General features: G+C 57.2%; 18 protein-coding genes and 1 pseudogene. 11 read left to right on the top strand and 8 right to left on the bottom strand.

The window, feature by feature from the left end:
• The 5 genes and pseudogenes from ACXAIC_RS19805 to dusA form a co-directional block, all read left to right on the top strand.
• On the top strand, positions 1 to 1,180 hold a 1,180-nt coding region (locus ACXAIC_RS19805; RefSeq protein ID WP_475184198.1), incomplete at its 5' end, for a hypothetical protein.
• A gap of 193 nt (positions 1,181 to 1,373) precedes the next feature.
• Positions 1,374 to 1,937 carry a hypothetical protein gene (locus ACXAIC_RS19800; RefSeq protein WP_475184196.1) on the top strand — a complete coding sequence of 188 codons (564 nt, stop codon included), beginning with the start codon at positions 1,374 to 1,376 and terminating at the stop codon, positions 1,935 to 1,937.
• A gap of 259 nt (positions 1,938 to 2,196) precedes the next feature.
• The gene (locus tag ACXAIC_RS19795) at positions 2,197 to 2,772 is read left to right on the top strand and encodes a cytochrome b (RefSeq protein ID WP_475184195.1); all 576 of its coding nucleotides are present in this window, start codon (positions 2,197 to 2,199) and stop codon (positions 2,770 to 2,772) included.
• Between the two features lie 431 nt (positions 2,773 to 3,203).
• Positions 3,204 to 3,497 (top strand): annotated as a pseudogene (locus ACXAIC_RS19790) (integrase core domain-containing protein); the annotation flags it as partial.
• Positions 3,498 to 3,669: 172 nt separating this feature from the next.
• Complete coding sequence (gene dusA / locus ACXAIC_RS19785; RefSeq protein ID WP_475184192.1) at positions 3,670 to 4,668, top strand: tRNA dihydrouridine(20/20a) synthase DusA; 999 nt, start codon at positions 3,670 to 3,672, stop codon at positions 4,666 to 4,668.
• 371 nt (positions 4,669 to 5,039) lie between these two features.
• On the opposite strand, the gene ACXAIC_RS19780 is transcribed toward dusA, so the two are convergent.
• From ACXAIC_RS19780 to ACXAIC_RS19765, 4 genes are all read right to left on the bottom strand, one after another.
• Entirely contained in the window at positions 5,040 to 5,753 is a 714-nt protein-coding gene (locus tag ACXAIC_RS19780) for a retropepsin-like aspartic protease family protein (protein ID WP_475184190.1), read from the bottom strand.
• Positions 5,753 to 5,932 (bottom strand): DUF1289 domain-containing protein, encoded by a 180-nt coding sequence (locus ACXAIC_RS19775; protein WP_475184187.1) that lies wholly within the window; start codon positions 5,930 to 5,932, stop codon positions 5,753 to 5,755. Before ACXAIC_RS19775 ends, ACXAIC_RS19780 begins: the two co-directional genes overlap by 1 nt.
• A gap of 76 nt (positions 5,933 to 6,008) precedes the next feature.
• On the bottom strand, positions 6,009 to 7,193 hold the full coding sequence (locus ACXAIC_RS19770) for an alpha/beta hydrolase (RefSeq protein ID WP_475184184.1): 1,185 nt from the start codon (positions 7,191 to 7,193) through the stop codon (positions 6,009 to 6,011).
• A gap of 24 nt (positions 7,194 to 7,217) precedes the next feature.
• Positions 7,218 to 7,958 (bottom strand): adenosylcobinamide-GDP ribazoletransferase, encoded by a 741-nt coding sequence (locus tag ACXAIC_RS19765; RefSeq protein ID WP_475184182.1) that lies wholly within the window; start codon positions 7,956 to 7,958, stop codon positions 7,218 to 7,220.
• Positions 7,959 to 8,195: 237 nt separating this feature from the next.
• Between ACXAIC_RS19765 and cobT the strand changes: the two genes are divergently transcribed.
• The gene (gene cobT / locus ACXAIC_RS19760) at positions 8,196 to 9,218 is read left to right on the top strand and encodes a nicotinate-nucleotide--dimethylbenzimidazole phosphoribosyltransferase (RefSeq protein WP_475184180.1); all 1,023 of its coding nucleotides are present in this window, start codon (positions 8,196 to 8,198) and stop codon (positions 9,216 to 9,218) included.
• Between the two features lie 69 nt (positions 9,219 to 9,287).
• Here cobT and ACXAIC_RS19755 read toward each other — a convergent pair whose 3' ends face one another.
• A complete protein-coding gene (locus ACXAIC_RS19755; protein WP_475184178.1) occupies positions 9,288 to 10,751 on the bottom strand; it encodes a sensor histidine kinase in 1,464 nt (487 codons plus the stop codon).
• A gap of 210 nt (positions 10,752 to 10,961) precedes the next feature.
• On the opposite strand from ACXAIC_RS19755, the gene ACXAIC_RS19750 reads away from it, so the two are divergent.
• Complete coding sequence (locus ACXAIC_RS19750; protein WP_475184176.1) at positions 10,962 to 11,645, top strand: uracil-DNA glycosylase family protein; 684 nt, start codon at positions 10,962 to 10,964, stop codon at positions 11,643 to 11,645.
• Positions 11,646 to 11,803: 158 nt separating this feature from the next.
• Entirely contained in the window at positions 11,804 to 12,289 is a 486-nt protein-coding gene (locus ACXAIC_RS19745) for an Lrp/AsnC family transcriptional regulator (protein WP_475184202.1), read from the top strand.
• Positions 12,290 to 12,294: 5 nt separating this feature from the next.
• Here the strand turns inward: ACXAIC_RS19745 and ACXAIC_RS19740 are convergent, their stop codons facing one another.
• Positions 12,295 to 12,618 (bottom strand): hypothetical protein, encoded by a 324-nt coding sequence (locus tag ACXAIC_RS19740; RefSeq protein WP_475184174.1) that lies wholly within the window; start codon positions 12,616 to 12,618, stop codon positions 12,295 to 12,297.
• Between the two features lie 25 nt (positions 12,619 to 12,643).
• On the opposite strand from ACXAIC_RS19740, the gene ACXAIC_RS19735 reads away from it, so the two are divergent.
• A complete protein-coding gene (locus ACXAIC_RS19735) occupies positions 12,644 to 13,720 on the top strand; it encodes a glycosyltransferase family 87 protein (RefSeq protein WP_475184173.1) in 1,077 nt (358 codons plus the stop codon).
• 881 nt (positions 13,721 to 14,601) lie between these two features.
• Positions 14,602 to 16,293: a putative bifunctional diguanylate cyclase/phosphodiesterase gene (locus ACXAIC_RS19730; protein ID WP_475184171.1), complete on the top strand. Its 1,692-nt coding sequence runs from the start codon at positions 14,602 to 14,604 to the stop codon at positions 16,291 to 16,293.
• A gap of 69 nt (positions 16,294 to 16,362) precedes the next feature.
• Here the strand turns inward: ACXAIC_RS19730 and ACXAIC_RS19725 are convergent, their stop codons facing one another.
• Positions 16,363 to 17,244: an NAD(P)-dependent oxidoreductase gene (locus tag ACXAIC_RS19725; RefSeq protein WP_475184169.1), complete on the bottom strand. Its 882-nt coding sequence runs from the start codon at positions 17,242 to 17,244 to the stop codon at positions 16,363 to 16,365.
• 371 nt (positions 17,245 to 17,615) lie between these two features.
• On the opposite strand from ACXAIC_RS19725, the gene ACXAIC_RS19720 reads away from it, so the two are divergent.
• A complete protein-coding gene (locus ACXAIC_RS19720; protein WP_475184168.1) occupies positions 17,616 to 18,506 on the top strand; it encodes a LysR family transcriptional regulator in 891 nt (296 codons plus the stop codon).
• 26 nt (positions 18,507 to 18,532) lie between these two features.
• Here the strand turns inward: ACXAIC_RS19720 and ACXAIC_RS19715 are convergent, their stop codons facing one another.
• Complete coding sequence (locus ACXAIC_RS19715) at positions 18,533 to 19,699, bottom strand: trans-sulfuration enzyme family protein (protein ID WP_475184166.1); 1,167 nt, start codon at positions 19,697 to 19,699, stop codon at positions 18,533 to 18,535.
• Between the last annotated feature and the right edge of the window lie 7 nt (positions 19,700 to 19,706).

The following is a 19,706-nucleotide window of genomic DNA, read 5'->3' as shown; positions in this document are numbered from 1 at the left end:
CGATGGCGGTGACAGCAATATCTCTGCTGAGCTGGATGAGTGGCTGGACCGCGATATTGGGGGTGCCGACCAGCAGGCAGGTGCCAATCAACAGGCAAATGCTGGTCCGCGAGATGCGCAACCTCAAAATCCGGCCCAAAACCCGCCGCCTCCTCCGCCAGGGCCCAATGCCGGCAGATCCGAGTTGGCACGGCTGATCAAGAATGCACGGCACCTGCAAGGCAACCCGGTCGTTCCGAATCTAATGCGTGACGTTCGCAATGCCTTGATGGAAGGAGACAAAGATACGGCAACAGCGCGTGCACGGGAGCTTGCAGAGGCGCTTTTGGGTGGAATGCCCGAGGAAACGCATTTACGTACGATTTTCCAAGACGAGGTCAGGGAAGTTACCGAAATGATCTTGCGGGAATTGCGGGCGGCGCTCGGGGAGGATCTGAGAGAAGCGGATGCGGCCCGAAAGGGTAATGACAAGGGCCCTGATCGCGATCCTGAAGGCGGTACACCGGGTGGCGCTGATGCCGATAATTCCGATGGAGAATACGACAGGTTCACCCTTGATCGCATTGATCGCGAACGGGAACAGGATCGCAATTCCGACAACCTGTGGCCAGATGGCGCTCATCCGGCACGTTATGTTGCCGATGAAATCAGAGCGACCACAAGATTGATTGTTGAAGGAGAGCTCAAGGCGGCGCAGGCGCGTGCCGTTGCCCTTTCAAAACTCATGCAGAAGTCCAATGGTGAAGTTCCGAAGATGTCTGCTGCGGATATCCTTAAACTTGCCCATGGAAAGGCAAAGCCGAAGCTCATGTCGGAGGTGAAGGAGCGGTCTGATGCTCGTGCTGCGGGCGAGACGGTTGAACCTGTGACGGCCAATGGACAGCCACTGGATGCCCGGCTGATCAAACTGGTGAAGTGGGATCAATTCTGCGAGGTCTATGAGATCGATGAGGAAGAGATCGATGCGATCAAATTGGCTGCCCGTAAAGCGATCCAGAATCCGGACAAGGCGCGCGCCAACTGCCGGGACATTCTCTCCCGTCGGTCAAAGAAGACCAAGGTCAAGATCAAGAATGATCTCTATCTGGCAGAGGCGATCCTGCATGCCATGCGCAAGAGAGCCGAGAAGCAACCTTTGAAGAAGCCATTGAAGCTTTCCGAGGTTCCGGACGAAGTCTAGGTTCTGCAATTCGAAACAAGACAAACCCGCCGCCTGGCGGGTTTGTCATAAGCGCAGGCCTCTTTCGCCTTTTTAGCCGTTTCAATGAACCTTTCTCAAGTGTGCGGGCACTAAAGAACAGGAAAGGCCAGTCGGGCAGATCGATCCGTTTGATTGTCTGGCCTCTGATTTACCGCATCGTAGGAGATGATTTATGGCGAAGGAAATCGACGGCGTTAAGTATCGGACAAGCGTCCTCAAAATCGTGACGAATAAGAAGGACACTTTCTGCAAGGCCTATTGCGCCTTTGCATCGGCAAAGGGCCAAAAGCTGGGCATGGATTTCCTTAAGGACACCGGCAAGGTCGATCCAAAGTCTCAGTTTGAAATCTATTTCTCGCCCAAACCGAAGAAGAAAATTTCGGCAATTCCTTCCAGTGTTCGTCAAAAGGCGGACACACTGGCCACGTTGGGTGAGTGGAAAGACAAGGACTGGAAGAAGATCTATGAAGATGCCCGCGAGGCTGTTGCCAAGGACATCGAAAAGACCATCACCGACAAGTTCTTCAAGTCCGAGGTCTTTGAAGCTGTTCACAAGCGCTATGCAAAGAAGAAGGGTGAGAAAATGGCCGCGAAGCGCAAGGAAATGGAGGAAATGGCCGCGAAGCGCGAGGAAATGGCCGCGAAGCGCAAGGGTGTTCGCTTTGCCGGCAGTCCGATTAAAAAACTTGCAAACACTCCGCCGCGCCATGGTGTTCGGTTGACAAAGGGTAGGTGACGTCTGGATCTGGCTCCAAGCCATTTCATTAAAACGAACTGGTCTGAAAGATGTGCTGTTGAAGCTGCATTTTTCAGATCATCTGCCATGATTTTCTGCCGCGCCACGTCGGCTTTCCCTCAAGCCGGGATCGCTCGTGTTTTTGAGTATGAGGCGGCGACGCATTTTTGAGTATGAGGCGGCGACGCATATGGCCGAGACTGCCAAGGGATCAAAGGTCGAGCCCGGCAGCGACTACGTCTAACCAACGGAATCCAATATGCGCAATTCTATAGAAACAAATCCGCCGGCCAGCGTGGCAAGTCCCGTCCAGACGATGATCCGCGTTGAACGTTATCCGGCGACGTCACGCATTCTTCATTGGGCGATCGCCGCACTCGTCCTTGCAACATGGCCGCTCGGCTTTGTGATCCATCTTGTCAAAGGCGACTCTCAACCGATCTTTTATGCATTGCATGAGGGATTCGGCTTTCTCGTGATCTGGTTGATGCTGATACGTGTCGGCAACAAGATCCTGACACGCAGCCCTCAAGCGGACGGACCAAGACTTGAAACGATAGCCGCTCATACAGTGCACGGGCTTCTTTACGTGTTCTTGATCATACAGCCTGTCAGCGGATTCCTGGCCACGAATGCGCACGGCTTCCCTCTTAAATGGTTTGGTCTTGTTTCCGTCTGGAGCCCGATTGGAAAGAGCCCGGATATCGCATGGACCCTCTCGGCTATCCACACGTGGTCCGGGTGGATTCTTTTAGGCTTGCTTGCATTGCATGTCGGCGCCGTTTTGATGCATCACGTCTTCAAGCAGGATGAAACCCTCTATAAAATTCTTTAGTGAATTGCCTGGAAACGCTTAGCATTTTCCGGACGTTTTCTGGTTCTGTTCGAATTCGAAGGAACACAACGTTTCGATCCAGGCGCGTATAAGCTTCGGGCTTTTGAAAATCTCAATGTAACCTAGCGTAACCGGCCATCAGCCTTCGTGTTTTGTGGTTCGCTGGTGCAACCTCCCTTCCGGACAGGTTGAAGGCATTTTAAGCATCTTTGTTGTCGACTGCGATGCTGACCTGCCACACGTGGGTGATACGATTTGATTGTTTGTGCATGACTGGGCCGCGGTCCATCTGGACGATGGTCTCCTCAGCGGTGTGGTTTGTGCAAAACCACTGTTGAGACCTGTGACCGGTTATGGCCATCCGCTGCACTATGTGCAGGGCTGCGCTGGAGGCCATAACCTATCAACAGCGTATATTCCCGCCGTGCTATGGCCCTAAGTTCGTGGCTGTGCCTGTCCAGGACTGGATCAAGGCCGTCGGTGCAAAAATAGCCTACACTGAGCCACGCTTACCTTGGAAGAACGGATACTGCGAGAGCCTCAATACCCGGTTCCGGGATGAACTGCTGGACGGCGAGATCTTCTGTAGCCTGAAGGAAGCACAAATCCTGATCGAAAAATGGAGGAAACACGACAACACCAAATGTCCGCTAAGCGCATTGGGCTGCTGCCCACCGGCACTGGAAACCAACGTCCCGATGGACCAACCGTCGGCCCTGCACTAACAATCAAATTGGACCGCTCAAGCCAGGCTGATCACGGGTAGAGCAGATTAAACGAGGCCTTGAGCGGTATAGGCAGTTACACTTTGAAAAATCGAGCCAAATGCTTCACATATTACATCAACTGGCAGCGTCAGTCCGTCCAATCTCGATGAGGTTTGTGAAGTTCTTGTAAATGTTTGAAAATAATAAGATATTTTCCGTCGCGCCGATGATGGAGTGGACGGACCGCCATTGCCGGGCATTTCACCGGCAATTGTCGCGCCATGCGCTGCTCTATACGGAAATGGTGACCACGGGCGCGGTTATTCACGGCGACAGGGACCATCTGCTCGGCTTTTCGCCCCAGGAACATCCGATTGCCTGCCAGCTGGGCGGGTCGGACCCGCAGGAGATGGCAGCGGCGGCGCAGATCGTGGCGGATTATGGCTATGACGAGGTCAATATCAATGTCGGCTGCCCGTCTGACCGGGTCCAGTCCGGCCGCTTCGGCGCCTGCCTGATGCAGGAGCCGGACCTTGTGGCCGCTTGTGTTGGGGCCATGAAGGCGGCCGTGGACAGTCCTGTGACCGTCAAATGCCGGATCGGTGTCGATGATCAGGACCCGGAAGAAGCGCTTGACCGGATGGCCGAAGCTGTCTTTGCCGCTGGCGCGGATGCGCTTTGGGTGCATGCGCGTAAGGCCTGGTTGAAGGGGCTGAGCCCGAAGGAAAACCGGGACATTCCGCCGCTTGATTATGACCGGGTGCTGCGGCTGAAACAGCGCTGGCCGGACCGGTTCATCGGTCTGAATGGCGGGCTGCAGAGCCTGGATCAGGCCGAGCCCTTTCTGGAGACGCTCGACGGGCTGATGATCGGCCGTGCGGCCTATCACACGCCCCAGATGCTTGGAGAGGTGGACCGGCGGCTTTATGGGAGCGGGGCAGGAGATGTCTCACCCTGGCAGGCGGTCCGCGCCCATATGGCCTATCTGGAAGCCCAGCTGTCGAAAGGCGTCAAACTGGCGCATATGACCCGCCACATGCTGGGGCTCTTTCATGGCCGCCCCGGAGCGCGGTCCTGGCGGCGGATACTCACCGTGGACGCCATCAAGCCCGGTGCAGGGCTTGAGGTGGTCGACCGGGCCCTGGCTGCAGTCAGCCCCGCTGGAGCGGACATGGCCGCAGCCGAGTAGGCAGCGCTTGCCCGAAAGAGCACCAAACCGGTTAGATGAGTTTCTATCAATCGCGCTAGGTATTATGACCGCCTGCAACATGCAACCGGTCTGATGCCGTGAAAATTTTGGCCGTGCCGGCTGCCTTGCTTGGGTTGACCGGCAAGCCAAACGACAGAAAGCTTGCCTTGTTTGGACTTTGTGAAACCGGATTTTTTCTGCTTAAGGTTCAGGTTTAGAGAAATGCAGTAAAGAATTGTATTCACAGCAGAGAGCGTGGCGCATTCAGTGGTGTTTTGACCGTTTTTTCCTTTGCGTCGGCATCTTTGATGTCAGACCGGGAAAGACAAATCCCATCAAGCGCGATGTGTTCCAGATCATATCATGCCCGTTCAAGGGGTCATGAAAAGCTTGTCGCCTTCTATGCGCCAGCTCTTCAACTGGTCGAGGGCGGTGAGGCCAAAAAGGCTGCCCTCAAGAGATCCTGGGCGGGCGACAAAGCCGCGAATATCGTGAAGGGTGTGAGAGCCCACGCTGATTTCGTCAATGCGTACCGGCGCGACCATGGTGCGGCCATTTGCGGTGGAGACCGGCGCTGTGAACGACAGATCATTCGGGTGAAATCCGGCACGTCTGGCATCTTCCGCTGTCAGGACAACGGCGCTGGCGCCTGTGTCGAGCAGAAAGTGTGTGTTTGCCCCGTTGACCCTGGCATCAAGCACAAAATGCCCGCTGGCATCGCGGACAATCAGGATCGAGCCATCCGGCTGCGAGACCGCCATGCCCGGAGCGAGCGCGCCCAGAACCCGGTAGCCTGCTTGAACCAGATCGGTCCGGAAGGTGTAGCCGGTCACCAGCAGCGCGCACAGGCCGCCCCAGAACACGGTGCCCTGCAGGATATCCCGGACCTTCGGTTGCCCGAACACAAAGCTTGCAATAAAAACAAAGGCAATGGCGGACAGGGCGACAACCCGGGGGCCGGAATCGTCAAAATGGATATTGTCCGGATCTGTAGGATTGCCAAAGAAGTAATAGAACGCCATGCCCCCCATGAGGATCACGAGGGCGGCCAGGACCAGCCCCCGGATCTGGCTTGGTCCACCCATCACGAGGCCTCCTTTGCGGCGGCGTTCAGGCGGCGCAGAGGCAACTCGGACAGGATGCGGGTCCGGTCCGTGGCGCTATAGGACGCCCAGCCGGCAATCTCTTCCAAGGTCCTGAAGCAGCCGATGCACAGGCTGCTTTCCCGGTCGATCTGACATACTTTTGTACAAGGGGACTGCATAAGGGCGGATATGGCTTTAATTTGTGGCTTTTCAAAGTGCGTAGTGCGGCACACGGCACCGCCTGACCCGCAGACGTCAGCCGCCGCCTGCATGAAACGGCGCCGTGATGATGTTGATCGGCAGGGCGACCGTATTGCCGACAAAGCTTCCGAGACTGTCCCCGAGTTTCGCCCCTCTCGCCGCATCTGACGTTGACCGCAGACCGGACTGGCCAAGGGTTTGCCGGAACTTTGGACTGAGCTGGGCCAGTTGGGCAAACTTGGAATGGTTGGAGGCATCAAGGGAATCGAGGTCGGTCACATCGATCACGATGGCCCCAAGTTCTGCCAGTTCCTTGTCATTGGAATAGGCCCCGACCCGTTCCTTGCCCCCGGCAATGGCCCGGGAAAGGCGCAAGGCCCGGTCATCCCGGGACACGACCACGACATATGGATTCCGCATGCGGCCAATTTTTTTAAGCTGCGCCTTGAAGAGGTCAATATCGATGTCCGGTGCGGCCAGAATGACAACATCTATCTTGCGGGCCAGATCCTTGCGTTTTGCAGGGGACGATTGCGCCGCAGTTTCCATCAGCAGCCAATTGCCCATGGAGTGGGCCATGATGGTGACCTTCTCCGCCTTGGAATGGGCAATCAGCTCAAGGGTCTGGGCCAGAGCCTGCCGCGCAATTGCCGCACTGTTGAGGTCGTAGATATAGTCCTGAACCTTGCCACGCGATGCCCAGGTGAACAGCACCGGCACAGCCTCGATATCACCGTCATGAGCCACCTGGACAAACCGGTAAAGAGCTTCCGGAAACAGGGTGTTGTAGCCGTGGATGAACAGGAACACTTCCCGCTTGCCTTTCGGCAGCTTTGACAGGCGGCTGTTGAGTTGTGCCTTGAAGGCCGTTTGGGTTTCGAGATAGCCCGCACTTCTGGCCACAAAGTCCGTTTCCGGATTTCCGGGCAAGGATTTTGGCCACTCGATCTCACTTGCCTTATGGCTCGGAGGGACGGAGATATCCGCATAGGCGTAGCTGATTTGTTCGGACCGCTCGCCATTGAAATAGGTGTCCGGGCGGGCGTCCCGCGCCCGGGTGGTGACCACCAGAATGTCGTGGGTCTTTGCGCCGGGGGCGGGCACATTTGTCAACGCCAGTGCGCCGGCTTCCGGACGGCTGCCGCAGGACGCCAGGCAGAAAAACAGGACAATCAACACTGCCGGGTGGACGATCCGGGCCATTGCCGATGCTGAAGTCATGGAAAACTGCGTTGTCATGAAGTGTGCCCGCATCTACCCGTGTCAGGGCACCATAAGCATCCCGGTCAGGAATCCAAGCCCAGAAATCTGTTGGATGGCACCGAGAACATCGCCCGTGACCCCGCCGATTTTGACGCGTCCAAGGGAGCCGATCGCATAAGCTGCTGTGGTTGCGATGAAAAGCGCCAGAAACAGGGCGGGCAGGGGCAGGAGCAGCCAGGCTGGAAGAAGAAACGGCAGCGTCAGGAGCGCGGCGTGTCCAGCCACTCGGGCATTCGGTTTGCCGAAGCGGGCGGCCAGTCCATCAGGGCTTGCAAGCTGGCGCTGCTGCCATTGCCAGACCATCAGACAGCGGCTCACCGCTTCTGCGGCAAGGAACAGAAGCGCGGCATCCGCCGGACTGAACCGGTGCCAGAGCGCTGCAAGCAATGAGACCCGTAAAACAACGCTAAGAGACAGGGCCAGCGCACCAAAGGCCCCAATGCGGCTGTCTTTCATGATCTCCAGCCGTTTTTCGCGGGTTGCACCGCCAAAAAAACCATCCGCAACATCGCTCAGCCCGTCCTCGTGAAGTGCACCGGTTGCCGCGCTGAGGACGGCGGCGGTCAGAGCTGCCGCGGCAAGCGCGGGAAGGGCCGTATACCCGAGCATCGTGCCAAGGGCGGCAGCGGGCAGGGCAATCGCGGCCCCTGCCAGCGGAGCCGCACGGGCAATCCGGGAAAAGTCGGGCGGTGCGGCGGGCGTGTCAGCGTTGTTGACCCTGGCAATTGGGAGTCTGGACAAGAAACGGATACAGGCCGCTGTGTCAGCTGCCAGGCAAGACAAAGACTTCTTGAGCCGGGGGAGGTGGGCCGAAAGAGAGCGAGAGCGCTCCTGCGGCCGGTAATCTGGGGGTTGCTCGGTTTCGCGGCTCATAAATCCGGTCCTGTGCTTGTCTTTTCGCAGGCCGCCGTTATAGATCAGGCCTTTAACAGGACCAAGTGCCGGGTCGAAGACCTGCCGAATGACCGGAAAACCAGCATGTCCCTCTCAGAAACCGCGCTTCCCTTTGACGATATCCGCAATCTGGTGAAATCCATGCCGGGACCGGATGAAGACGCGGCCGCGAAAGTGAGAGAACGGGACTGTCAGCTGACCAAACCGGCCGGATCCCTTGGCAAGCTGGAAGAGATTGCCGAATGGCTGGCGGCCTGGTCCGGCAAGGCGCCACCGAAAGTGACCCGGCCTCTGGTCGCAATTTTTGCGACCGCCCATGGGGTTGCCGATGAAGGCGTGTCCGCGTTCCCGCCAGAGGTCAACAAGCAGATGGTCGAGAACTTTGCAGCGGGCGGCGCTGCCATCAATCAGGTGTGCCGGGCCTATGATATCGGTTTGAAAGTGTTCGATCTGGCTGTGGATCTGCCGACCCCCAGTATCACGTCAGAAGACGCCATGGACGAGGCCAATTGTGCGGCGACCATGGCCTATGGCATGGAGGCGCTGGCCGGCGGCATTGATCTGATCTGCCTTGGAGAAATGGGCATCGGCAACACCACGGTCGCAGCTGCTGTCCTGAACGCCCTGTTTGGCGGCGCGGCGGGAGACTGGGCGGGGCGTGGCACCGGAGTGGATGAAGACGGGCTTGCCCGCAAGACGGCGGCCATTGAAAAGGCAGTCGCACGGCTTGGCACAGAGAAGGATCCGCTGGAAATCCTGCGCAAGGTGGGTGGCCGCGAGATCGCGGCCATGGCCGGTCTGATCATCGCTGCCCGGCTGCAACGGGTGCCGGTAATTGTCGATGGCTTCGTGACCACCGCGGCTGCGGCCGTGGTCTATGCTATGGACCCTGAGGGGCTGGACCACTGCCTGTTTGCCCATGTGTCGGCAGAACAGGCCCATGCAAAAGCGCTGCAACAAATGGGCAAGACCGCTTTGATTGACCTTGGGATGCGCCTTGGCGAGGGTACGGGGGCGGCAATTGCCGCCGGGATCGTCAAGGCTGCTGCCGAGACCCATTCAGGCATGGCAACCTTTGCGGATGCCGGGGTTGCGGAAAAGGGCTGAGGCCCCTGAAAAGCCCAAGACCCTTGAAGGCTCTTTGTTTTGGGACCCGCTAAGGCCGGACAGTCTGACCTATGCGCTTTGGGCGACCGGCCCTTTGACTGCTTGGGCAGAGAGATCCGGGTCTGAATAGTTCATGTTCCGCGACGGCGGCAGACTGACGGTCACTTCAGTGCCTTCCCCAAGTGTGGACCTGATGGCAAAAGCGCCGTCATGCATGGAGACGAGTGCCTGCACGATGGACAGACCCAGGCCGGTGCCGGGCTCTGCGCTTTTGATTGCATGCGAACCCTGACCGAACGCTTCCAGAACTGTCGGAATTTCCTCATCAGGAATGCCCGGACCTGTGTCCCGGATGGAAACATACTGGCCGCCATCGGAGGTCGGCCCCAGATGGATCCGCACATCCCCGCCCGCCGGGGTGAATTTGACCGCATTGGACAGCAAGTTCAAAATGACCTGGCGCAGCGCGCGCTCATCTGCCCAGACTTTCGGCAGGTCGGACTGGTGGGCATGGTGCAAGGTGATCGCCTTGGCGGTGGCCCGGACCTTCATCATGGTGCCGCACTCGGCAACGATGTCTTCCAGGTGGACCGGTTCTTCATGCAGCTCATGACGGCCCGCTTCGATCCGCGACAGATCCAGGATTTCGTTGATCAGATTGAGGAGATGCTCGCCCGAGCCATGAATATCCTCCGCATAGGAGCGGTAATTCTCGTTGTGCATCGGGCCCAGAACCTCATCCTTCATAATCTCTGAGAAGCCGAGGATGGCGTTGAGCGGGGTCCGCAGTTCATGGCTCATGGTGGCCAGGAAGCGGGACTTTGCCAGGTTCGCGGCTTCTGCCCGGCGGCGGGCCTCATCGGACATGGAATTGGCCGTTTCCAACTCAGCGATCAGGTGATCCTTTTCTGCCCGGTATTCCAGCATGGTGTTGGCGTTTTTCAAAAGCTGGTTGCCCAGGATCAGAAAGAACCCCTGCGCACCGATGGCCATGGCTGCCAGCGTGTAGTGAATGGCGCTGGATTGCTGGAGAAAAATAAAGGTGACGACAAGCGTGCTGGGCAGTGTGCTGGCCAGAAGGCATTTGGGCAGATTGGCCGATTGCATCGTGTTCATGGCGATCACGATCAACAAAGTGGCAAAGTGAAAGATCACAAAGCCGTCGCCGGTGCCGCTTGTTTGCGGCGCAAAGAAAAAGAGGGCCCAGCTGCTGCCATAGATCAGGTCGCCAATCATGAAGCGGCGCCACCAGATGATCCTGACCTTCTGTTCGGTTGGGGCCTTTTGATAATTCTGACTGATGACAACCATCAGGAAGTGGGTGCAGACCGTCACCACGAACCAGGCTCCCATCAACTGGGGGCTGATCCAGACGGAGGAAATGGCTGCAACAATCAACGCCAGGAGTGGTGCTGCGAAGGCCGCATTGATGCGGGTATCGGCAAAAAGATGCTGGCGTTCATGCTCAAACGTCGATTGACGGGCCTCAGGGGCCCCCAGGCGGCTGCGGATGGGCGCAGCAGAGCGTACCATCTCACGGCGCCTCAGGGCGCGTTGCCTGTCCATCGAGAGCGTGTCAGTGCTCTTCACTCGTGACGCATGCGACTTCATTGCCCGCCCACACAGTTTTGATTTCATTATTGTGATATTGCGTGTTTCCTCACACTGACTCACCATTCCTTAAGGCCGTCCTCAAGAACGTGGTAAGGAATGTGTTAAGTGGTTGTTTCAAGGTGCAACTCTTTGTCAGAAAAACCGGATTCAGACAGTTCAGCCCCTGACCGGCCAGCCCCGGACCGGCTGGAGACACTCGCAAAGCGCATTCGCGCCTGCCGGGAGTGCGTGGATCAGCCTCAAGGCGTGCCTTTGCCCCATGCCCCCCGTCCGGTTCTTCAGGTCTCCTCAACGGCCCGGCTGTGCATTTGCGGCCAGGCGCCTGGAACACGGGTGCACGCAAGCGGCAGACCTTTTACCGATCCGTCCGGCGACCGGCTCCGGGCCTGGATGGGAGTAGACGAAACCGTCTTTTATGACGCAACCCGGGTTGCCATCATTCCCATGGGCTTCTGTTTTCCGGGACTGGATGCAAAAGGAGGTGATCTGCCGCCGCGCAAGGAATGCCGGACGCTTTGGCATGACCAGCTCTTTCAAAACCTGCCCGGGCTCGAACTGATCCTGGTGATTGGTCAATATGCGCAAGCCTATCACCTTGGGCCGGCGCGCAAGGCATCGCTGACAGACACGGTCGCGCACTGGCAGGACTATCTGGGGCAGACGGGTTTGAGCGAACCGCCGGCACCGTCCGGCCCTCCGGTAATCCCGCTGCCGCATCCCTCCTGGCGGAACAATGCCTGGCTCAAGAAGAACACCTGGTTTGAGCGGGAGCTGCTTCCGGTTCTCAGAGCCATGGTCGCGCAGTTGGTTTGACGACAAACGCTCTGGACGTGTGAATGATTTTCTTCAGAATAGCCATGTGAGGGGTGATTGCGAAAAAATTCTGGCCCAATATATGGAAAGTTAGAAATGATTTCCATTTAGGGTGAGCGCTGGCGACATTGACAGGCGCTGCCAGGAGCTGAACCATGATTGACAAGATTGACCGCCGCATCCTCTCCATCCTGCAGGAAGACTGCACGGTGCCCGTGGCTGAGATCGGCCGCAGGGTTGGTCTGTCGACGACCCCTTGCTGGCGGCGGATCCAGAAAATGGAAGAAGACGGGGTGATCACGGGTCGCGTCGCTTTGCTGGACCCAACCAAAGTGAATGCGAAAGTGACGGCCTTTGTGGCGATCACCACCAATCAGCATTCCGAAGACTGGCTCAAGAAATTTGCTGATGTGATCCGGGAGTTTCCTGAAGTGGTTGAGTTTTACCGCATGGCGGGACAGGTTGACTATCTGCTGCGGGTCGCCGTTCCGGACATTGAAGCCTATGACGCCTTTTACAAAAAGCTGATCGCAAAGATCGATATTTCAGACGTTTCGACCACCTTTGCCATGGAGCAGATCAAAAACACCACTGCTTTGCCGCTGGCGTATGTCGCGACAGAGAAATCCAGATCTGACAGCTGAGGACTTCAGGGCGACGGAACTGCGCAGACCTTGGATGTTTCCGGTACAAATGTCAGGATGTACGGGGTGTGAAACAGGCCGTTTAACCGCAATTTCACCTCGGAAGGGTAGGCTTTTGCTCCTGCATTTTGATTTCTTGATGGGGTTGGTTTGGAAAACACCGCATTCCCGTTGCGTTCGGCGGCTGCAAAAGGGGCCGAAAGGGGAAGAAGCTGGATTGCCAGCTCTCTGAAGACGGGCGACCTGAGCGAGAAGCTTGGAGGCCCCGTCTTTGTCTTCGTGCTGATCTTTTCATGCGCTTTTTTTGTCTTGTCTTGCTTTTTGGGCAATTGGGGAGACCTGTTCCACTTTCCAATGGATACGTCTCAGGTCAAGCGGGAGGACTTTCTTGCATTTTACAGGGCCGGAGAGCTGGCCCATGCGGGCCGGGCCGCTGAAGCCTATGACCCGGCAATCTTCGGCCGGGGCTTTTCTGAAGACAACAAAGACCTGCTGTTCCTGAACCCGCCCCATGCTTTGCTGTTCTTTGAGCCCTTGGCTGTACTCAGCTATCCGTTCGCCAAACTGACCGGTATGGCGGTGTTGTTCGCAAGCTTCGTGTTCATGGTCAAAATGGTGCGCATGGGGCTTGGGGCTTGGCCGTATATTTTCATGATCGCCTCTCCCGGGGCGATGTATGCTTTCCAGTTGTTACAGTTGTCCCCCCTGACCGTTGCGTTGCTTCTGTTCGTTCTGCTTCACAGCCGAGACAAGCCGGTGCTGAGTGGACTTGCTCTCACGCTTTTGACGATCAAGCCGCAATATGGCCTTCTCATGCCTTTGTTTCTGATCTTGAACCGAGACTGGCGTTGCTTTTTCTACGCATCCTTGGGAACGGTCGTGATCCTTGGGCTATCGGTTGCGGTCCACGGGTGGGGCGTTTGGGAGAGCTTTTTTTCTTCCATCCAGCATGGCGCGCATGCCCTTCAGTTTTCTGCGAATTTCGGGATCATGTCGACATTCGCCAGTTCGATGGGCAAGTGGGGATTTTCTGAAACGGGGAAGATGACCGCGCAGCTTGTTGCGGTCGGTCTCGGGGCTTTGGTTCTTATCGCAGGTGTCCGCCGCTTGCCGCGCAGCAGAGCGGTGCCGGTTTCGCTTCTGGCCATGGGGGTCGCCGCACCGTCCTTCATGTTCTACGACTGGCTTTTGTTTTCCGTTGTTCTTCTTCTTGTGGCGAAAGAAGTTCCGCATTGGCCGCTGGCCCTGCAATTCTCGGCAAGTGTTCTCTGGATTGCACCCGCCTTGCTGGGGGTGATCTGGGCCATAGATACCTCTGCGGCCATGCTCTTCTCCAGCCTGTTTCCTTTAATTTCAGTGCTTGTTCTGCTCCAGATTTTTGTCCTGTTTTTACAAGACAGGTCTGTGGGCGCTGAGGCCAGGCAGGCGTGAGCTGGAACAGCAGTACGGAAAAAAGAGGAATCCGGATCCCGTTTGAAATTGTCACTGAAGTTGCCCGTGCCCAGTATGGCCTCTTTGGCACAGAATGAGGGAAGAAGGCGTCTTATAAATCCATGGGCTATTCAGTCTGCCTTCTGGATCTTCGGCAAAACGATACGATGTGCCTGATCTCCCACTGTCTTCTGGAGTGAGAACCGCGCAAGTCTGATCGCGTTCATAAGACGCGGCGCAGAACTGACGCTATTTGATCTTTGACCATGCTCGTTCGTTCCAAGTTGGACCAACAGAGTGGTTTTGGACAGTGTATTTTTTTGAAGATAAAAAGTGCGATTCGAAACTGTATTGAAGGAAATGCCAATAAAACTCAGTGGAAAATTAAGGGTCAGGCAATTATAGTTTCAACCAATGATAGAGTTTTTTGATATTTTTGTTTTTGAAAGTGTTCTCGGTTATTATTTAAATATAAAAAGAAACTTGAATTTGATGTGGCGTCCGTTAAGCATGTTGTCAATCCCGTTGGGGAAGAAATTCTTTCGGAGGTGATGGTATTGCGGGTGTCTCAGGATGATGAGCAGAGGTCGCTGAAACAGCGGCTGAACGATCTGGCATTCCGTTCCAATCTGGCTTCGATCGCAGTATCTGCTTTATCCGGATTTGTTCTCGTCGCGGTTCTCTGGCAGTTCCAGTCCATCCGGCCGTTTCTGTTCATTTGGGCTGGTGCATTGACCCTGGTGTCAATCGCTCGTGTCGCTGCGCATTTTTATTGCGCGGCGGGCGCCAGGAAAACCGTTCGTCTTGATTCCAGAAAAAGCGATTTTTGGAGCGCACAGATTTCAGCTTCTCTGGCGATTTCCGCAGGCTTATGGTCGTGCTTGACCATCGGACTGGCCAACCGGATCCCGGTAGAATTTCTGTTTTCAATTGTTCTGGTGATATTCTGTCTGTCGACCGGGGCCACTGGCACGCTGGCGCCGCTCAAACGCCCCGCCAGGCTGTATTTTGTTTTTATGCTGATCCCCACAAGCCTTGCCCTGATCCTGAAATCCGATCCCCACTATGTTCTGGGTGCGGCAGGCTTTGTCTTTCTTCTTTTGAATGTGCTGTTTCATAACGCAAATCACCAGCGGGTGGTCGAATTTGAAGAGTTGCAGGCGGTCAATGGCACCTTGCTGAAGCATTTGGCCAGGGAGCAGTCGAGCCTGGCCAGTCTCAATGAGCATCTGGAAGAGCAGGTGAAGGAGCGCACGGCTTCCTTGCGGTTCCTGGCGCATCATGATGCACTGACCGGATTGTACAACCGGGCGGGTCTGATGAGCTGGGTAAAAAAAGCAGCCGGTGGGGCAGCGGAAACCGGCTGGCTGGCAGTGCTCTTTATCGATCTGGACCGGTTCAAGCAGATCAATGATGCACTTGGCCATGAACCGGGAGACCTGGTGCTGAAAGAAGTTGCCCGCCGCCTTTCCGTCAGCGCACCGGACGGTGCCGCGATCAGCCGCTGGGGCGGGGACGAATTTGTGGTGTTGCTGCCCCAGTCGGCGGACACCGCCATGATTGCCGGGCGGGAGGTGGCCGATGATCTGCGCAAACACACCGAGCAACCAATCTCGATTCAGGGCCGGGAGCTGCATGTGAGTTTCAGTGCAGGCGTGTCTGTGTCCACGCGCACGGTTGAAGCCGTCACGGCCTCCATCAAGTCAGCCGATTTGGCGATGGGGGAGGTCAAGCGCAGCCACCGGGGCGTGACGCGCATCTATTCAGACGAATTGGCAACCAAGCAGGAACGTCTGCTGAGCATCGCCCAGGCCTTGAAAGAGGCGGTGCCCGAAAAGGAATTCCACATTGTGGCCCAGCCGATTGTGGACGCAAGGACCTTGCGGCCCGGATCGCTTGAGGTTCTGCTCAGGTGGAAGAATCCATTGCTTGGCCCGGTCGGGCCGGACGAATTCGTGCCGATTGCCGAAGACACGGGCAGCATCGTCCGGATTGGGGAATTTGTTCTGGAACAGGCCTTGAAGGAGTTGTCTGCTTCCGACTATGGCCGGTCTGGTGGCCGGATCGCAATCAATGTCTCGGTACGCCAGCTTGTCGACGACCGGTTTGCCCCCTCCCTGCTGACGGCGCTTCAAAAACACGGAGTTGATCCGGGCAAACTGGTGGTAGAGGTTACGGAAACTGCCCTGGACAGCTATGACCTTACCGATATCACCGCCTCTCTGCGGACCCTGGCCGATCAGGGCGTTGAGATCCAGGTGGATGACTTCGGCACAGGCTATTCGTCCCTGTCACGGCTTCACCGCCTGCCGATTTCAGCTCTCAAGATCGACCGGTCCTTTGTCTTGAACATGGACAAGAGCAGCCTGGCGGTGATTGAGGGCAGTGTTCTGATCGCCCGAAAAAGCGGGTTGAAGGTGATCGCCGAAGGGGTCGAGACCGGCCACCAGGCTGACATGATGCGCGACCTCGGGGTTGATTTTCTGCAAGGGTATTATTTCGGAAGACCCGAGGCGGGCCTTGATGTCAGTGTCACCAAGGCCGCGATCGCAGCGCCGGACGCCGTTTCCTGAAAAGGAATGAGGGCGCTTGAGGTGGTGCCTTCCGTTAAGGAGCAATCAGCTGAACTTGCGATTTGATGTTCAGGCCTTTTCTTCCGTGTTCAGCCGGGCGATCAGGCTGGACGTGTCCCAGCGGCTGCCACCCATAGCCTGCACGTCGGCATAGAACTGATCCACCAGAGCCGTGACCGGAAGACGGGCGCCGGTCTGGTTGGCCGTCTGCAGGCAGATCCCGAGATCCTTGCGCATCCAGTCAACGGCAAAGCCGAAGTCGAACTGACCGGCCTGCATGGTCTCCCAGCGGTTTTCCATCTGCCAGGACTGGGCGGCGCCGCCGCTGATGGCGGCGATGACCTTGGCAATGTCCAGATCGGCTTTTCCGGCAAAATGGATTGCCTCTGACAGGCCCTGAACAAGACCGGCAATGCAGATCTGGTTGACCATCTTGGTCAGCTGGCCGGCGCCGCTTTCCCCCATGAGACCGGCGAATTTCGCAAAACACTCGATCACGGGCCTGGCAGCCTCGAACTGGTCTGCATCGCCGCCGCACATCACTGTCAGAACACCATTCTCAGCTCCGGCCTGACCGCCGGAAACAGGAGCGTCAATAAAGCCGCAGCCTTTGTGCCTGGCTGCCGCATAAAGCTCACGGGCGACTTCGGCGGACGCCGTTGTGTTGTCGATAAAGATGGCCCCTTGCTTGAGGCCGTGAAAGGCACCGTTTTCGCCGGTGGTGACGGCGCGCAGGTCATCATCATTGCCAACACAGGAAAAGACAAAGTCGCAGCCTTCGGCCGCTTCTTTGGGGGTGGCGGCAAACGTTCCGCCAAACTCCTTGGCCCATTGTTCTGCCTTGGCAGCGGTGCGGTTATAGACCGTAACGTCATGACCGCCCTTTGTCTTGAGGTGCCCGGCCATTGGATACCCCATGACGCCCAAACCGATGAATGCAACCTTTGCCATGACGATGCTCCCTTTTCAGACCAAGGCCCGGCGCGAAGAGCCGGGCCTTTATTTGATAATGTTGATCATGGTTCTAGGGCATTTGCCTGTGGCTGTCAGCCGGGGCGGGAAAAGAGTTTCAGCTCACACCCAATACGGGCGTCGCCACCAGACACGTTCAGCCTGTTCTTTGTAAAGCGCATTGGCTGCCGCGCGTTTACGGATGTCTGGTGGGGTATGAGACTTGGAGGAGCGTGTGGCTTCCAGAAGGCTGTTGGCATAAATATGTAACATCTCGTTTCACTCCATGCGTTGCTATGAAGCGGAATATGGCGAATAGTGTCTGTTGATGCGAGTCAGGAAGATTTTCAGTCTGTAAGGAAAAGTAACATATGAATTGGCGTTCGCTGCCTCCGGTCAACAGTTTGAAAGTCTTTGCCGTTGTGGCCGAAAGCCGCAGCCTGTCAGCCGCTGGACGGGAATTGAATGTGACCCATGCGGCCATCAGTCAGCAGATCCGGAATCTTGAGAAATTCCTGGGAAAGGAGCTGGTTGTCCGGGAGGGGCGCGGTGTCGGGCTGACGGCGGATGGGGAGCTCCTGTTCAAGGGGCTCCGGGACGGTTTCTCGGTCATCATGGACGCGGTCGAAACGCTGCAGCAGGAGGACAAGTCACGGCCGCTTCACATCACGATGACCCCGTCCTTTGCGGTCAGTTGGCTGATGCCGCGGATCAATGATTTCCGCCTACAAAACCCGGATATCGAGCTGGTTCTGGACCCGACCGCTCAAGTGGTGGACATGAAGCCGGGCGGTGTGGATCTGGCCATCCGCTTTGGCAACGGGGACTGGGCCGGGCTTGAGTCTGAATTGCTCCTGCCGACGAATTTTGCCGTTGTCGGTGCCAGCTGTCTGATTGGCGACAAGGTCATCGCCAGTCCCGAGGACATTCTGGAATTTCACTGGCTGCAGGAGTTCGGCACCAATGAACTGGCGATCTGGCTGGAACGCCAGGGCGTGGTGCCGACCAACAAGTTGAATGTGACCCATCTGCCGGGCTATATGGTTCTGGAAGGGCTTCGCCGGGGTGACGGCATATCTGCCACCGCCAAGGCCTTTATCGAGGCGGATATTGCCTCAGGCACGTTGCAGGTGCTGTTTGAGGATGGCTATTATCCCGGCACCGGCTATCACATGGTGACCCGCCCCGGGTTGAAAAGGCCACCCTTGAAAGCATTCATGCGCTGGCTGCGCGTCATGCAGGCGGAAAACGGGCAGGGCTGAGGCACGCGTCACCGGGAGGAGCGCGGTCAGATCGTTGCCAGAGCCTGGTCAAAATCGGCTGTCAGGTCGGCGGCGTGTTCGATGCCAACGGACAGCCGCAGCAGGGTCTCCGGTATGCCGGAGCTATCACCTTCGATCGAATAGCGGTGCTCGACCAGGCTTTCCGTGCCGCCAAGAGAGGTTGCCCGCTGGAACACGTTCAATGCTCCGGCGGCTTTCAGCGCGTCTTTTCTGGCGCCTTTCACGCAGACCGACAGAAGTGAACCGAACCCTTCCGTCATCAGACGTTTGGCAACCTCATGGCCTGGATGGCTTTCCAGACCGGGATAGAGAACCGTTTCGATCTTGGGATGGGCGGCCAGAAATGTTGCCAATGTCATGGCGTTGGCATTCATCCGGGCAATCCGCAGGGCCAAGGTCCTGAGCCCGCGCAGCAGCAGCCAGCTTTCAAAAGAGCCGAGCACCGCACCTGCAATTTGACGTTCCTCACAGATAAAGGCCCAGGTGCTGCTGTCCGCATCCGCTGTGGTGACGACACCGCCCAGAAGATCCGAATGGCCATTGAGGGCCTTTGTGGCCGAGTGCATAACGAGGTCGGCCCCCCAGGAAAGCGGTTTGAGGATCAGCGGTGTCGCGGCTGTTGCATCCACGGCCAGAACGGCTGAAGCCTGTTTGCACACCTTTGAAATTTCCGCGATGTCCGCGACTCTCAGGAACGGATTGCTGGGCACCTCCAGCCAGACCATCGCCGGTTTGGTAATGGCAATCTCCTCCTTCAAGGTCGGCAGATCGGCCGCATCGGTTTCGACCAGAACGATGTTGTTCTGAGCGCAGTGTTTGCGCAGGAACAGGGTCGTGCCCCAATAGATGCCCGACTGGGCAATCAGGGTCGCACCGGGGGCGAGACTGCGCACAACCGCTGCAATGGCAGCCATGCCGGAGGCAAACAATCGGCTGTCCGCGCCGCCCTCAAGGCTTGCGATCAGGGCCTCGGTCTTTTTATACAGCGCGTTGCTGTCCCGGCTGTAGATGTGGCCAGGCAGAACCGGGTCATAGTCTTCGTCGCGCACGAAGGTGGTTGCGGTCTGGATCGGCGGCACGATGGCGCCGGTCGCCGGGTCGAACCCGCCCCCCGCATGGGCCAGAAGACTGTCAGTGTGGAGGTCTTTGGGCTTTTCGGGAGACTGTGACATGACAAAC

Source organism: Roseibium sp. AWQ4_254, assembly GCF_056161025.1.
This window is presented reverse-complemented; position numbering and strand designations above follow the sequence as displayed.

What these genes read in the sequence shown, in the direction of transcription:
- ACXAIC_RS19795 (WP_475184195.1), top strand. Translation starts at nt 2,197, where the DNA reads ATGCGCAATTCTATAGAAACAAATCCGCCGGCCAGCGTGGCAAGTCCC.
- ACXAIC_RS19720 (WP_475184168.1), top strand. Translation starts at nt 17,616, where the DNA reads ATGAATTGGCGTTCGCTGCCTCCGGTCAACAGTTTGAAAGTCTTTGCC.
- ACXAIC_RS19735 (WP_475184173.1), top strand. Translation starts at nt 12,644, where the DNA reads ATGGATACGTCTCAGGTCAAGCGGGAGGACTTTCTTGCATTTTACAGG.
- ACXAIC_RS19775 (WP_475184187.1), bottom strand. Translation starts at nt 5,932, where the DNA reads ATGCAGTCCCCTTGTACAAAAGTATGTCAGATCGACCGGGAAAGCAGC.
- ACXAIC_RS19770 (WP_475184184.1), bottom strand. Translation starts at nt 7,193, where the DNA reads ATGACAACGCAGTTTTCCATGACTTCAGCATCGGCAATGGCCCGGATC.
- ACXAIC_RS19780 (WP_475184190.1), bottom strand. Translation starts at nt 5,753, where the DNA reads ATGGGTGGACCAAGCCAGATCCGGGGGCTGGTCCTGGCCGCCCTCGTG.
- dusA (WP_475184192.1), top strand. Translation starts at nt 3,670, where the DNA reads ATGTTTGAAAATAATAAGATATTTTCCGTCGCGCCGATGATGGAGTGG.
- cobT (WP_475184180.1), top strand. Translation starts at nt 8,196, where the DNA reads ATGTCCCTCTCAGAAACCGCGCTTCCCTTTGACGATATCCGCAATCTG.
- ACXAIC_RS19800 (WP_475184196.1), top strand. Translation starts at nt 1,374, where the DNA reads ATGGCGAAGGAAATCGACGGCGTTAAGTATCGGACAAGCGTCCTCAAA.
- ACXAIC_RS19715 (WP_475184166.1), bottom strand. Translation starts at nt 19,699, where the DNA reads ATGTCACAGTCTCCCGAAAAGCCCAAAGACCTCCACACTGACAGTCTT.
- ACXAIC_RS19725 (WP_475184169.1), bottom strand. Translation starts at nt 17,244, where the DNA reads ATGGCAAAGGTTGCATTCATCGGTTTGGGCGTCATGGGGTATCCAATG.
- ACXAIC_RS19755 (WP_475184178.1), bottom strand. Translation starts at nt 10,751, where the DNA reads ATGGTACGCTCTGCTGCGCCCATCCGCAGCCGCCTGGGGGCCCCTGAG.